This is a genomic window from Rhodoferax sp. ZS1R25 (assembly GCF_056521335.1).
On sequence record NZ_JBWMAZ010000001.1, the window covers coordinates 1,131,075 to 1,144,611 of the forward strand.

Below are 13,537 nucleotides of genomic sequence, written 5' to 3' on the forward strand. Positions count from 1 at the left end.
AGCCCCCGTGGAATATGCGCTAGCAGCTTCTATTTTGATAGCAGCTTGAACACTTCGCCCGCCACAGCCACCGTCTCGGCAATGTCCGCGTCGGTGTGCGCCGCGCTCATGAAGCCGGCCTCGTACAGCGCCGGGGCGATGTAGACGCCGCGGTCCAGCAGGCCGTGGAACAGGGTGTTGAAACGGGCATTGTCGGTGGTCATGACCTTGGCGTAGTTCTGTGGCAATTCCTTGAACAGGAAGAAGCCAAACATGCCACCCTCGCTGTCGCCACAGAAGTCCACGCCGGCCTTGTCGGCCTCGGCTTGCAGGCCGCTGATCAGCAGCTGGGTCTTGCGGCCCAGGTCTTCATAGAAGCCAGGTTTGCCAATTTCTTTCAGCGTGGCCAGCCCGCATGCCGTGGCGACGGGGTTGCCCGACAGGGTGCCGGCCTGGTAGACCGGGCCCAGTGGCGCAAGCTGCTCCATCACCGCGCGCTTGCCGCCAAAGGCCGCCAGTGGCATTCCGCCACCAATCACCTTGCCCAGCACGGTCATGTCCGGTTCAAAGCCGGGGATGCTGCGGGCGTACACGCTTTGCGCGCTGCCAAAAGCCACACGCAGGCCGGTCATCACCTCGTCAAACACAAACAGTGCGCCGTACTGTGTGCACAGCTCGCGGCAGCGCCGCATAAAGGGCACGCTGGCCCGCACAAAGTTCATGTTGCCGGCAATGGGCTCAATCATCAGGCAGGCGAGCTCCTTGCCGTGCAGCGCAAAGGCTTCTTCCAGTTGCTCGATGTTGTTGTACTCCAGCACCAGCGTGTGTTGCACCACTTCGGGCGGCACGCCAGCGCTGGTGGGGTTGCCAAAGGTGGCCAGGCCCGAGCCCGCTTTCACCAACAGCGCATCGGCATGGCCGTGGTAGCAGCCTTCAAACTTCAGAATCTTGCTGCGACCGGTGGCGCCCCGCGCCAGGCGGATGGCGCTCATGCCAGCTTCGGTGCCACTGCTGACCAGGCGCACCATGTCCATGCTGGGCACGCGCTCCAAAATCGCTTCGGCCAGCTCCACTTCGCGTTCGGTGGGGGCGCCAAACGAGAAACCGTCCAGCGCTGCCTTCTGCACGGCTTCCAGCACCGCGGGGTGGCCGTGGCCCAGGATCATCGGACCCCAGGAGCCGATGTAGTCAATATGGCGCTTGCCATTGGCGTCCCAGAAGTAGGCGCCTTGCGCGCGCTGCACAAAGCGTGGCGTGCCGCCCACCGCCTTGAAGGCGCGCACGGGCGAATTTACGCCGCCGGGGATGACGCGCTTGGCGCGGTCAAAGAGCTGTTGGTTGCGGTCGGTGGTGTCGGTATTAGTGGCGGGTGGCATGGGGGGGAACTTCAAAGTCGGTTTCTTCGGGGGCGTCTTCGCCCTCGGCGTCGGGGTGGGCCCAGAACAGGCGGTCGGGGATGACCTGGCCCATGCCGGGGCGGAAGCCGCTTTCCAGGCAGCGGTCCAGGTAACTCAGGGCTTCCGTCACGGCCTCGGTGAGTTCGGTGCCGCTGGCAATCAGTGCGGCCAGCGCGGCCGACAGGGTGTCGCCAGCACCGGTGAAGACGGCCTCAAAGCGCTCAAACTTCTCGCTGCACAGCACCGCAGTGGGCGAGCACAGCACGTTGTCGATGAACTGGTCGGGCAGGGGGATGCCAGTGACCAGGGTGTAGGGCACGCCAAAGGCGTTGGCAGCCTTGGCGATGTCGCGCGCGGTCGGGCTTTTGTCGGAACTCCAGTCCGGCAGCAGCCAGCGGGACAGGGTGCTGTGGTTTCCAACCAACACCGTGGTCTGCGGCAACAGCAGCTCGGTGCAGGCGTCCTGGTAGAGGTCAATCTGGTCTTCCTGCCACCAAGACAGGTCGGGCATATAGGCCACCAGCGGCACGTCGGCGTAGTCCGACGCCAGCTCTGCAATGGCGCTTAGGTTCTCTGGCGTACCGACAAACCCGACCTTGAAGGTCTGGGCCGGAACGTCTTCCAGGATGACGCGTGCCTGCTCGCTCACCGCCTCGTCGTCAAAGGGGAAATGGTCCACGATCTCTGAGGTATCGCGGGCGTAGGCGCCCGTCACCACCGGCAAGCCATGGGCGCCGACCGAGGCGATCGCGCTCAAGTCGGCGGCGGTACCGCTGCCTCCGCTGGGGTCGTTGGCGTTGAACGCCATGACGCAGGCCGAGGGGCCGTCGTCGTCGATTTCTTCTTCAGGAGCGGGGGCGGGAGTTGCCGACATCTAGAGGCCTGTATTGGGGTTTGTCTTCATGCAGAATGGCGATCTTTCAGCGGGCGGCGTGCTTTTTGGCAATAGCGGCTCTATACAATCGTTGCATTCTATTTGAAGGCCCTATAAGCTGTGACCGATACTAAAACTTGGATGTGCTTGATTTGCGGTTGGATCTATGACGAGGCCACCGGCGCGCCCGACCACGGAATTGCAGCAGGAACCCTGTGGGCCGATGTGCCCATGAACTGGACTTGCCCCGAGTGCGGTGCGCGCAAAGAAGATTTTGAAATGGTGCAGATTTGATGCACCGCCGTTGCGGTAATGGCCCATCCTGACCGTCCACGCTAGTACTGGAGCAACGCCCCTTGAGCACGACAGCACCCACCTTCAAAGTTCTGGTTATTGACGACAGCAACACCATTCGGCGCAGTGCAGAGATTTTTCTCAAGCAAGGTGGCCACGAAGTGATGCTGGCTGAAGACGGCTTTGACGCGCTGGCCAAAGTCAATGACTACCAGCCACACCTGATTTTTTGCGACATCCTGATGCCGCGTCTGGACGGTTACCAGACCTGCGCCATCATCAAACGCAACGCCAAGTTTTCTGGGGTTCCGGTGGTGATGCTGTCCTCCAAGGACGGGGTGTTTGACAAGGCGCGCGGTCGCATGGTCGGCGCGCAGGACTATTTGACAAAACCCTTTACCAAAGACCAATTGCTGCAGGCTGTGCAGCAGTTTGGGGCCGTATTGCAAGGAGCTATTTGATGGCAATAACTAAAGTACTGATCGTGGACGACTCGAAAACCGAGTTGATGTTTTTGACCGAGCTGCTGCAGAAGAACGGTTTCACCGTGCGCTCTGCCGAGAACGCCGACGAGGCCTTCAAGCGCCTGGCCGAAGACAAGCCGCATCTGATTCTCATGGACGTGGTGATGCCGGGCCAGAACGGTTTCCAGTTGACCCGTGCCATCAACCGCACCCCTGAATACTCCGAAATCCCCATCATCATCTGCACCAGCAAGAGCTTGGAGACAGACCGCGTATGGGGTATGCGCCAGGGCGCCAAGGACTACATCACCAAGCCGGTGGATGCCGCTGAGCTGTTCGCCAAAATCAAGGCTCTGGACTGATTCGCTCGCTCCATGGCCAACAGAGAAGCACTTCGAGAACTCCAAGCCCGTTTGGCGAGCCGCTTGCAAGCGGCCCGTTCCGAGGGCATGTCTGTGGCCTGGCTCGCGGTGCGGGCGGGGGGCAACAACTACCTTTTTCCACTGGGCCAATCGGGTGAAATCGTCCCCGTAAGCCATTTGCAACCGGTGCCCTATGCGTTGGACTGGTTTCGCGGGGTGCTCAACATCCGCGGCGGCTTGTTTGGCGTGGTGGATCTGGCCGCGTTTGTGACTGCATGCGGCGCCGCCAAGCGCCTGGAGCCAGCGGTGGCCGAGCCCAGCGTGGTCACCATGAACGCCGCACTGGAAGTCAATTGCGCCTTGCAGGTCGATGTGTTGGCCGGGCTGCGTGGCCCGGACGCGTTTTCCGCCTCCAAGCCGCCCGAGGCCGATGCCCCTCCGTTTTTTGGCAACCAGTTTGTCGATTCGGCTGGCGAGCATTGGCAAGAAATCAATTTGCGTACCCTGTCCCTCACCCCCCAGTTTTTGAGCATCAGCGCTTAGTTCACCCGTAAGGTCCCATCATGTCTGTTGTCGATCAATTAAAAAACCTGTTCTCCAAAAAGCCGCCAGAGTCCGAACTGGATTCGCGTCTGAGTTTGGCTATGCCGGACGCCACAGTGGACAGCGGGGGCAACGAAACCTTGCAAGAGTCGCCATCGCAAAACTCGCCGCTGCAAGCGGCGTCGGCTGAGCCTGCGAAAGAGGCGCCCGTCGAGCAGCAGGTGAATGAGGCGGACCTGATTTCTATCCCCGGCTTGGGCAGACGCACCGTGGTGCAGCACCAGCGCACACTGTCGATTCTGCTGGGTGGCGCGCTGATCGTGCTGGCGGGTGTGACCTTTGTGGCGTTGAACCAGTCGGACCGGGTGGCCCAACAGCTGGGTGCGACGGGGCAGTCGCTGATGCAGTCGCAACGTCTGGCGAAGTCGGTATCGCAGGCCGTGGTGGGCAGTGCGCAGGCCTTCCCTGACGTGTCGGAAAGTGCCGGTATTTTGGGTAAATCCGTCAAAGGTCTGCAGGCTGGTGACGACGAAATGCGCATCAACGCGCTGGATGAAAATTACGCGCCTGAGCTGAATAAAGTCGCGCCGCTGGTCGAGCGCGCGGAAAAGAATGCCAAGGCCGTGATGGGCCAGCAAAAAATGCTGACCCAGATCGGGTCTGCGCTGCGCTTGATCAACCGCCAGTCGTCTGACTTGCTGGAAATCGCGGAAACCGTGGCGTCGCTCAAGCTGCAACAAAACGCGCCAGCGGTGGAAATTTCCGCGGTTGGGCAGTTGGTGATGTTGACCCAGCGTATCGGCAAGTCGTCCAACGAGTTCTTGACCGCAGAAGGCGTGAGCCCTGAGGCCGTGTTCTTGCTGGGCAAGGACTTGAACACTTTCAAGGAAATTTCCGAAGCCTTGCTGTCCGGCAGCACCGAGTTGCGCCTGACCGCCACCAAGGACCCGGCCACCCGTGAGCAGCTGGAAGCCCTGATCAAGATGTACGAAGAAACCCGTGTGCAAGCTGGCGCCATTCTGGGCAACTTGCAGGGTCTGGTCTCGGCACGTGAAGCCCAAGGCGCCATCATTGCGGACAGCGAACCGCTGCGCCGTAACCTGGAAGAGCTGCAAGCCAAGCTGTCCAGCCAGGCCGGTATCGGTGGCGCGTCGCTGGCTTTGCTGGCAGCTTCCGCTGCCTTCGCCCTGCTGTGCGCTGGTGGTCTGTCGTATGTGCAACTGCAAGACAGCCGCAAGCGTCAGGTGATGGCCGAAGACCAGCGTCTGGAAGCCGAGCGCCAGGAACAAGAAGCCAAGCGCGTGAACGACGCGAACCAGGCCGCCATTTTGCGACTGATGAACGAGCTGCAAACGGTGGCTGAGGGTGACTTGACCCAGGAAGCCACCGTGACCGAGGACATTACCGGCGCCATTGCCGACTCGGTGAATTACACGGTGGAAGAACTGCGTTCGCTGGTGTCCAACGTGCAAAACACGGCGGCACGGGTTGCCCAGACGACGGCCGATGTGGATGCCACATCGACCGAGCTGCTGGCAGCCTCCAACGAACAACTGCACGAGATTCGTGAAACCGGTAAGTCCGTAGTGGATATGGCGGGGCGAATCAACGAGGTGTCTGCCCAGGCGCAAGAGTCTGCCGCGGTGGCCCGTCAATCGCTGCAAGCTGCCGAGTCCGGCCTGCAAGCTGTGCAAAACGCCATCGGCGGTATGAACTCCATCCGTGACCAGATCCAGGAAACCTCCAAGCGCATCAAACGCCTGGGTGAATCTTCGCAAGAGATTGGTGAAATTACCGAGCTGATCTCGGACATTACCGAACAAACCAACGTGCTGGCTTTGAACGCTGCCATTCAGGCCGCATCCGCTGGTGAAGCCGGTCGCGGCTTCTCGGTGGTGGCGGAAGAAGTGCAGCGTCTGGCGGAGCGTTCCGCCGATGCGACGCGTCAGATTGCTGCACTGGTGAAGGCCATTCAGACGGACACACAGGATGCCATCGGCGCTATGGAACGCTCCACCCAGGGTGTGGTGGAAGGGGCCAAGCTGTCCGATAATGCAGGTACGGCGCTGACCGAGATTGACCGCGTGTCACGCCGCGTGGCGGATCTGATTGAGCAGATTTCCAACTCGGCATCCCGCGAAGCCGGTCTGGCCAATGTGGTGGCCGACAACATCCAGCACATTTTTGCGGTGACCGAGCAAACCGGGGAAGGTACCCGCGCTACGGCCAACCAGGTGCGCGAACTGTCCCGCATGGCGGAAGAACTGCGCCAGTCGGTGTCTCGATTCAAGATCGCCTGATAGGCCATGCGTCGCATCCACCCCGCCCCGTGAGATCCAGGAGAGCTTGAACCCATGTCATCGAACACAGCCGCTCCCGGCGACAACGAACTAGCGGTCAATGATCTTGGGCCTTTGGCCTGGGTGCTTGATGAGCTGCGCAAGTCACTAGACGGGGCGACCAAGGCGATGCGCCGGTTCGTGCGCGATGCGGAGCTGGCTCGCGGCTCGGACCTCACAGAACTCGATGCCAGCCACCTTCGCATTGCCCGCCAGCAGTTGCACCAGGCGGTAGGCGCGTTGGAGATGGTTGGGCTGGTGGCACCTGCCAAGTTTTTGCGTTCCATGGAGTCACTTGCGCAAAAGTTTGTGCAGCGCCCTGAGTTGTGCAGCGATGACGCCGCCAACCGTATGGAACGTGCCAGCTTTGCGCTGACCGAATACCTCGAAGGCGTACTCAAAGGCAAAACCGCATCGTCGGTGGCGTTGTTCCCGCAGTACCGGGCTCTGCAAGAGTTGGCTGGTGCGGACCGCATTCATCCCGCTGACCTGTGGCCGCCCGAGTGGCGCTGGGTGGCGATAGCCGCGCCTGCTGGAGTGGCTCCCTTGGCTTATGGCGCCGATGTGCGCCGCGACATGGACCAAGCCGTGCTGCGTCTGGTCAAGAGCGGTGACGTCAAGGCTGCGCAGCGACTGCGTGACATCAGCCACGGTTTTGCTGCCGCAGCGACCGATCTGGAAACGAAAACCTTCTGGATGGTGTGCGCTGGCTACTTTGAGGCCATGGCCCAAGGGCTGTTCGCAGGTGACGTGTACACCAAGCGCGCCGCATCGCGCATCCTCCAACAGTATGTGGCCTTGGCCAAGGGTGGTGCGTCGGTCTCCGAACGCCTGGCCCAGGACCTGGTATTTTTCTGCTCGCGAGCGACGCCCAAGGATGCTGCCTCTTCGCCAAGTTTGCTGGCGGTGCGCAAGGCTTATGGCCTGACGCGCACCAAGCCGGTAGATTACGACACAGAGCAGTTCGGCCGCTTTGACCCTGCGCTGCTGGTGTTGGCGCGTAAGCGCATCGCCTCCGCGGCGGAGACGTGGTCTGCGCTGGCGGGTGGTGATACCAACCGCCTGAAAGCAGCGGGCGAACAATTTGCAGCCGTGGCCGATGCCGTGGTGAAGCTGCACGCGGAAAGTGGTGATTTGGCCAAAGCGCTGTCCCGCGCCATCGAGGCCACCGTGCGTTCCGGTGCCGCGCCCGCGCCCGCTGTGGCCATGGAAGTGGCTACTTCGGTGTTATATCTGGAAGCAGCGTACGAAGACTTGGACCCCACCGACAGCCAGATGGCGGACCGCAGTGCTCGCTTGGCGCAGCGCCTTGAACACGTCAGCGCGGGGGGTGATCCCGAGCCGCTGGAGTCCTGGATGGAAGAGCTGTACCGCCGGGTCAGCGACCGCCAAACCATGGGCAGTGTGGTGGACGAACTGCGAACCAATCTGGCCGAAGTGGAAAAATCACTGGACCAGTTCTTCCGTGACCCCCGCGACAAATCGCCCCTGCGTGAAGTGCCCAGCCAGTTGGCGCAAATGCGTGGCGTTTTCTCCGTGCTGGGGCTGGACCAGCCTTCGATTGCGGCCATCCGCATGCGTGCCAGTGTGGAGCAGTTTCTGGTGGATGACATCGACGAAGCGACCGCACGCACCGGAATTTTTGAGAAGATTGGTAGCAGCTTGGGGGCGATGGGCTTCCTTATTGACATGCTCAGCTACCAGCGCGCGCTGGCCAAGACCTTGTTTGTGTACGACGAAGAGCTCGGTGAGTTCAAGCCCTTGATGGGCCGTGAGCGTGCAGCCGTGCAAGAGGCCGACCCTGTGCCACAAGCTGATGTGGCATCGGATGTGGCAGCACTCGAAATGTTGACGGCGGCCCCGCCTGCGGAGCCTGAAGCGGTTGCACCTCCCACCGTCGCCATGGCCGTGCCGGTAGTGGCTCCGGTGGCTGTTGCCGTCCCAAGCCCCGCTCCTGCCGAAGACGCTGATGACGACGCAGAGTTGCGCGACATCTTCCTGGAAGAAGCGCGTGAGGTGGTGCAGAACGGATTGGCCGCAGTGGAGTCGCTGCGTGCAGACCCCACCAATCTTGCCGAGCAAACCACGCTGCGCCGTGCTTTCCACACCCTCAAGGGCAGCTCGCGCATGGTCGGGCTGAATGAGTTTGGTGAGGCCGCATGGTCGTTCGAGCAATTGCTCAATACCTCCCTGGCCGAGCAGCGCCCGGCCAGCGATGACCTCGTGTCTGTATCCGGTGACGCTATGCAGGCGTTTGGCCGCTGGGTCGAAGACATTGCCTCTGGCGCCGACGTTCCCTGGAGTGCCTCGGAGTTCCGCAAAACGGCAGAAGCGCTACGTTTGCACAACACGCTGCAGCCTCTGCAAACACCCGGCGCTGAGCTGGCTGTGGAGGTGCCTGCGTTGCCCGCAAGTGCTGCATTGCCACCCGCAGCAGAGCCTGAGGCTGCTTGGCCGGACTTTGCATCGACCCAGTTGTCCCCCGGCCTGTCGCTGGATGCCAAGCCCGAACCACAGCAGGCCGACTTCGCATCAACCCAGTTGTTCTCGGGGCTGGATGTGCAAGAGCCCGCCGCTGTGCCGCCTCCAGATTTTGTGTCGACGCAGATCTTCAGTTTTGACACCACGCAGGCATTCGAAGTACCCACCGCGAAGGCGGATGCGATGGATGCGCATGGTGGTACCGAAGTCAGTGAAGTGGATTTGGGCGACTTTGACTTTGGCAGCTTCGATGCGCCAGCCGCACCGGCGCAGCCCGCCGCAGAGGTGGTGGAAGTCCACGTCGAGGAAGAAATCGAGTCAGATTCTGGCCCGGACACCGTGATTTCTGATTTGGTTGAGCTGTCTGCAGAGCAGGCAGAAGAAGAGCCCTTGATCGAGTCGCCGCTCATGGAGCCCGACGATGGACTGAAGATTATTGGCCCCCTGCGCCTGAGCATCCCGCTGTACAACGTTTACCTGAATGAGGCGGACGAGTGGTCGCGCCGCTTGCAGACTGAGCTCAGCGAGTGGGCGCTTGAGTTGCCCAAGACCGTGCCGGACTCTGTGATCGCGCTGTCGCATTCCTTGTTGGGAAGTTCTGCGACGGTTGGTTTTGTGGCCCTGTCTGACATGGCCCGTGCCTTGGAGCAGGCCCTGCAGCACGTGCAGTTGCACCGTCAGGGTTCTGCAGAGCAGGCCGCCGTGTTCAATGACGCGGCAGAAGACATTCGCCGTTTGTTGCACCAATTTGCGGCCGGGTTCCTCAAGGACGCGGATGCGACGGTGCTGTCCGCCCTGCACGCGATCACAGAAACCGAATTCCCCGCGCCGGCTCTGGAGAGTGCGTCGCACCAATCGCTGGACGATTCGGTGTTGGACGATCTGGATTCGCTGCTGGAAGAAGAGGCGTCGGCTCCCGTTGCCGTTCTTGCGCCCGTGCAGGAGCCTGTGTATGTGCCATCGTTGGGTGCCGCACCGCTGACCATCGTGGACGCCGAAGACGAAGACATCGACGCCGAGGACCACTTGGACGAGGATCTGTTGCCCATCTTCGAAGAAGAGGCCACAGAACTGATGCCCCAGTTGGGTACGGCACTGCGCCAGTGGGTGGCGCGCCCCGACAACATGGGGGCACGCAACGAAATTTTGCGGCTACTGCATACGCTCAAGGGCAGTGCCCGTTTGGCGGGTGCCATGCGCTTGGGCGAAATGGCCCACCGCATGGAGTCTTCCATTGAGCAGGTTGGCACCGAGGCCTTGCAAGCCGTGCAGCTGGAGCCGTTGCTAACGCGTTTTGACACGTTGCAAGCAGTGTTCGCTGCACTGGGCAAACCAGAGGCTGAGGAAGCCCCGGCACCGCTGCTGGAAGCAGAAGATGCTGATGTGGAGACAAGTGATGTCGCAGAGGCTGCGGCACCCGCGCCCTTGAAGATCAAACCTGTGGTGCACACGCCACTGACCGCTTTGCCCAAGGCCAGCAGCAACCAATCGGTGCGCGTGCGCTCGCACTTGCTGGACCGTTTGGTGAACCAAGCGGGTGAGGTCATGATCACGCGGTCGCGCATGGATGCGCGCCTGAACCAGCTGCGGTCCTCGCTGGGCGAGCTCGGTGGGAATCTGGATCGTTTGCGCCAACAGCTGCGCGACGTGGAACTCCAGGCCGAGTCGCAGATGCAATCGCGCTTGGCGCAAACCAAAGATTCCGCGCAGTCCTTCGACCCGCTGGAGTTTGACCGCTTTACCCGCGTGCAGGAATTGACCCGCATGATGGCGGAGTCGGTGAACGACGTGGCGACCGTGCAGCGCAATTTGCAGCGCTCGGTGGAAGGCACCGAAGACGATTTGATCGCCCAGGGCCGCCAGGCCCGCGAGCTGCAGCGCGATTTGTTGCGTACCCGCATGGTGGAGTTTGAAGGCATCTCGGACCGTCTTTACGGTGTGGTGCGCCAAGCCTCTAAGGACGCAGGCAAACAGGTCAAACTGGACATTACCGGTGGCTCCATTGAGATGGACCGCGGTGTGCTGGACCGCATGGCCCCTGCGTTTGAGCACTTGCTGCGCAACGCCGTCGCCCACGGCATTGAGTCGGCAGAGGCCCGTGCGGCTGCGGGCAAGCCCGCCGTAGGCACCATCAATATCTTGGTGCACCAGGAAAGCAACGACGTGTCCGTGTCCTTCAGTGACGACGGTGGCGGCCTGCACTTGGACCGCATTCGCGCCAAAGCCATTGCCAATGGCGTGGTGGCGGTGGATGCCGAGCTAAGCGATAGCGATGCTGCCAACCTGATCTTCATGCCAGGCTTTTCCACCGCCGATCAGGTGACCGAGTTGGCGGGTCGTGGTATCGGTATGGATGTCGTGCGCTCCGAGGTGAATGCCTTGGGTGGCCGCATCGAAACCCAGACTGAGCCAGACAAGGGCACCACCTTCAAGCTGGTGCTGCCACTTACAACAGCCGTGACGCAGGTGGTGATTCTGCGCATGGGCGAGTTCTCCGTGGGCGTGCCCGCCAACATCATGGAAACGGTGCTGCGCGTTCCCGCTGACAAGCTGGAACAGTCTTATGCCGACCAGGCCTTTGACATGGCGGGCCAGGCCTTGCCATTCTTCTGGGCGGGGGCCTTGCTGCAAGTGTCTGCGCGCAGCCGCGAGCCCAAGAGCAAGACCATGCCAGTGGCGGTGTTCCGCAGCGCGGGCCAGCGCTTGGCCGTCCACGTGGACGAAGTGTTGGGCAACCGCGAAGTGGTGGTGAAGAATTTGGGCCCTCAACTGGCACGTTTGCCTGGCTTGGCTGGCATGTCCGTGCTGGCGTCTGGCGCCGTGGTGTTGATCTACAACCCTGTGGCCTTGGCCGCGGTGTATGGCGAGCAAGCCCGCGCATTGGGCGCAGCGGTGGCCGATGAAACCGCAGCGGGCGAGAGTACGACTGCTGCGGAAGCCAGCAACTCTTCCATGATGGAGGCGGCAGACCAACTGCCGCTGGTGCTGGTGGTGGACGATTCCATCACCGTGCGCCGCGTGACGCAGCGCCTGCTCAAGCGCGAAGGCTACCGTGTGGCGCTGGCCAACGATGGCTTGCAAGCGCTGGAGCGTCTGCAGGAAGAAATTCCTGCCGTGGTGCTGTCCGACATTGAAATGCCGCGCATGGACGGTTTTGACTTGGCACGCAACATCCGTGGCGATGACAAGCTCAAGCACCTGCCCATCATCATGATCACCTCGCGCATTGCGGAGAAACACCGCGAGCACGCACGTGATCTGGGTGTGGACCACTACCTGGGCAAGCCCTACAACGAAGACGAGTTGCTGGGCCTGGTGCGCAGCTACTGCAGCACGGCGCTAGCTGTCTGAGTCGGCTTTCTTGACGATGCCATAGCGCTGCAGCGTGCGTGCACGCGCGGTGGCATGGTCAACGATGGGCAGCGGGTAGTTCTCGCCCAGCGTAATGCCTGCGGCACTCAGCTCCAATGGTTTGGCTAACCAGGGCGCGTGGATACTTTTGGCGCCCAAGGCGGCCAAGGCCGGCAGATAACGGCGGATGAATTTGCCCTTAGCATCAAACTTCTCACTCTGCGTGATGGGGTTGAAGATGCGGAAGTAAGGTTGCGCATCGCAACCGCTGGAGCTCACCCACTGCCAGCCGCCGTTGTTGGCGGATAGGTCGAAGTCATTGAGCTGTTGGGCAAAGTAGCGCTCACCCCAGCGCCAATCCAAGCCCAAATGTTTCACCAGAAAACTGCCAGTCACCATGCGCAGGCGGTTATGCATGTACCCGGTCTGGTTCAGCTGTGCCATGGCCGCATCCACCAGCGGGTAGCCGGTTTTCCCCTGGCACCAGGCGGCGTAAAGCTGCTGGGCGTGCTCGCCCTGTTCCCAGGCGATGTGGTTGTACTCGGGCTTGAAGGCCTGGGTGGCGACCTGTGGAAAATTCGCCAGGATCTGGAAGTAAAAATCGCGCCACACCAGCTCGCCCAGCCAGGTGGCCGCGCCCAGGCTGCCCTGTGCGCATTGCTCTTGGGCCAGGGCCACTAGCTGGCGTATCGACACCGTGCCAAAGCGCAGGTGCACACTCAGGTAGCTAGGCCCTTTTATTGCCGGAAAGTCACGGGTCTGGTCATACCGGCCCATGCGGTCCACAAAATTGGTGAGCAGCTGCTGGGCACCGGACTCACCTGTGGGGATGCTGAGCTGCTGGAGGTTGGTGGCCTCGAAGCCCAGTTCTTCTAGTGTAGGCACCGCTTTGGCATGGCCCGGTGGCTTGGCCGCCAGCTTGTGCAGCAGCGCCGTGCTGTCGTGCTGCGCCAGCGGGTGCTGCTCCAACCGGGCCAGCCAGGCACGCTTGTAGGGGGTGAACACGCCGTAGGGCTTGGCCATTTGCGTGAGCACTTCGCGCTCTTCAAAAATCACATGGTCTTTGACCAGCGCCAGTGTCGCGCCCAAGGCGCGCAGGCTTTCGCGCACCTCGGCATCCCGCGCCAGGGCCTGGGGCTCGTAGTCGCGGGCGGCAAACACCGCTTGCACGCCCAATGCTTGCGCCAGTTCTGGAATACAGGCCTGGGGCCGCCCTTGCAGCACCACCAGCTTGCCCCCGAGGTTCTTGTCCAGCTCCACCAGCGATTCTCGGATGAACTCCACCCGGCGGTCGGCGCGCGGCAGGGGCGCCAGGATGTCCTGGTCAAAAACAAAGGCGCAAAACACGCGCTCGCACTGTTGCAAAGCGGTGTGCAGGGCGGTGTTGTCGTGCAGGCGCAGGTCGCGGCGGAACCAGACCAGTCCGGTAGTGAATTGTGTTGGCATGGCACCC

9 protein-coding genes are annotated in these 13,537 nt (G+C 61.7%); 6 read left to right on the plus strand and 3 right to left on the minus strand.

Annotated elements, in window-relative coordinates:
- Positions 1-29: 29 nt before the first annotated feature.
- Positions 30-1,355 carry a glutamate-1-semialdehyde 2,1-aminomutase gene (hemL, locus tag AC097R_RS05360; RefSeq protein WP_479596568.1) on the minus strand — a complete coding sequence of 442 codons (1,326 nt, stop codon included), beginning with the start codon at positions 1,353-1,355 and terminating at the stop codon, positions 30-32.
- Positions 1,339-2,250 (minus strand): bifunctional hydroxymethylpyrimidine kinase/phosphomethylpyrimidine kinase, encoded by a 912-nt coding sequence (gene thiD, locus AC097R_RS05365; protein ID WP_310340224.1) that lies wholly within the window; start codon positions 2,248-2,250, stop codon positions 1,339-1,341. The genes hemL and thiD overlap by 17 nt, the downstream gene beginning before the upstream one ends.
- A gap of 120 nt (positions 2,251-2,370) precedes the next feature.
- Here thiD and AC097R_RS05370 point away from each other — a divergent pair, with 120 nt between their 5' ends.
- The 6 genes from AC097R_RS05370 (at position 2,371) to AC097R_RS05395 (ending at position 12,084) form a co-directional block, all read left to right on the plus strand.
- On the plus strand, positions 2,371-2,544 hold the full coding sequence (locus AC097R_RS05370; protein ID WP_479596569.1) for a rubredoxin: 174 nt from the start codon (positions 2,371-2,373) through the stop codon (positions 2,542-2,544).
- Positions 2,545-2,606: 62 nt separating this feature from the next.
- Entirely contained in the window at positions 2,607-3,005 is a 399-nt protein-coding gene (locus AC097R_RS05375; RefSeq protein ID WP_310340220.1) for a response regulator, read from the plus strand.
- On the plus strand, positions 3,005-3,370 hold the full coding sequence (locus tag AC097R_RS05380) for a response regulator (RefSeq protein ID WP_310340219.1): 366 nt from the start codon (positions 3,005-3,007) through the stop codon (positions 3,368-3,370). The genes AC097R_RS05375 and AC097R_RS05380 overlap by 1 nt, the downstream gene beginning before the upstream one ends.
- Positions 3,371-3,382: 12 nt before the next feature.
- Entirely contained in the window at positions 3,383-3,913 is a 531-nt protein-coding gene (locus AC097R_RS05385; RefSeq protein ID WP_479596570.1) for a chemotaxis protein CheW, read from the plus strand.
- 20 nt (positions 3,914-3,933) lie between these two features.
- Positions 3,934-6,213, plus strand: a complete 2,280-nt coding sequence (locus AC097R_RS05390) for a methyl-accepting chemotaxis protein (RefSeq protein ID WP_479596571.1) — start codon at positions 3,934-3,936, stop codon at positions 6,211-6,213.
- Between the two features lie 54 nt (positions 6,214-6,267).
- Positions 6,268-12,084, plus strand: a complete 5,817-nt coding sequence (locus AC097R_RS05395; protein WP_479596572.1) for a hybrid sensor histidine kinase/response regulator — start codon at positions 6,268-6,270, stop codon at positions 12,082-12,084.
- On the opposite strand, the gene AC097R_RS05400 is transcribed toward AC097R_RS05395, so the two are convergent.
- Positions 12,073-13,530: a cryptochrome/photolyase family protein gene (locus AC097R_RS05400; RefSeq protein WP_479596573.1), complete on the minus strand. Its 1,458-nt coding sequence runs from the start codon at positions 13,528-13,530 to the stop codon at positions 12,073-12,075. The two genes, AC097R_RS05395 and AC097R_RS05400, sit on opposite strands and share 12 nt — an antisense overlap.
- Positions 13,531-13,537: the final 7 nt, after the last annotated feature.

Excerpts from the sequence above, each read along its gene's own strand:
- hemL (WP_479596568.1), bottom strand. The coding sequence starts at position 1,355 with ATGCCACCCGCCACTAATACCGACACCACCGACCGCAACCAACAGCTC.
- thiD (WP_310340224.1), bottom strand. The coding sequence starts at position 2,250 with ATGTCGGCAACTCCCGCCCCCGCTCCTGAAGAAGAAATCGACGACGAC.
- AC097R_RS05380 (WP_310340219.1), top strand. The coding sequence starts at position 3,005 with ATGGCAATAACTAAAGTACTGATCGTGGACGACTCGAAAACCGAGTTG.
- AC097R_RS05385 (WP_479596570.1), top strand. The coding sequence starts at position 3,383 with ATGGCCAACAGAGAAGCACTTCGAGAACTCCAAGCCCGTTTGGCGAGC.
- AC097R_RS05390 (WP_479596571.1), top strand. The coding sequence starts at position 3,934 with ATGTCTGTTGTCGATCAATTAAAAAACCTGTTCTCCAAAAAGCCGCCA.
- AC097R_RS05395 (WP_479596572.1), top strand. The coding sequence starts at position 6,268 with ATGTCATCGAACACAGCCGCTCCCGGCGACAACGAACTAGCGGTCAAT.
- AC097R_RS05400 (WP_479596573.1), bottom strand. The coding sequence starts at position 13,530 with ATGCCAACACAATTCACTACCGGACTGGTCTGGTTCCGCCGCGACCTG.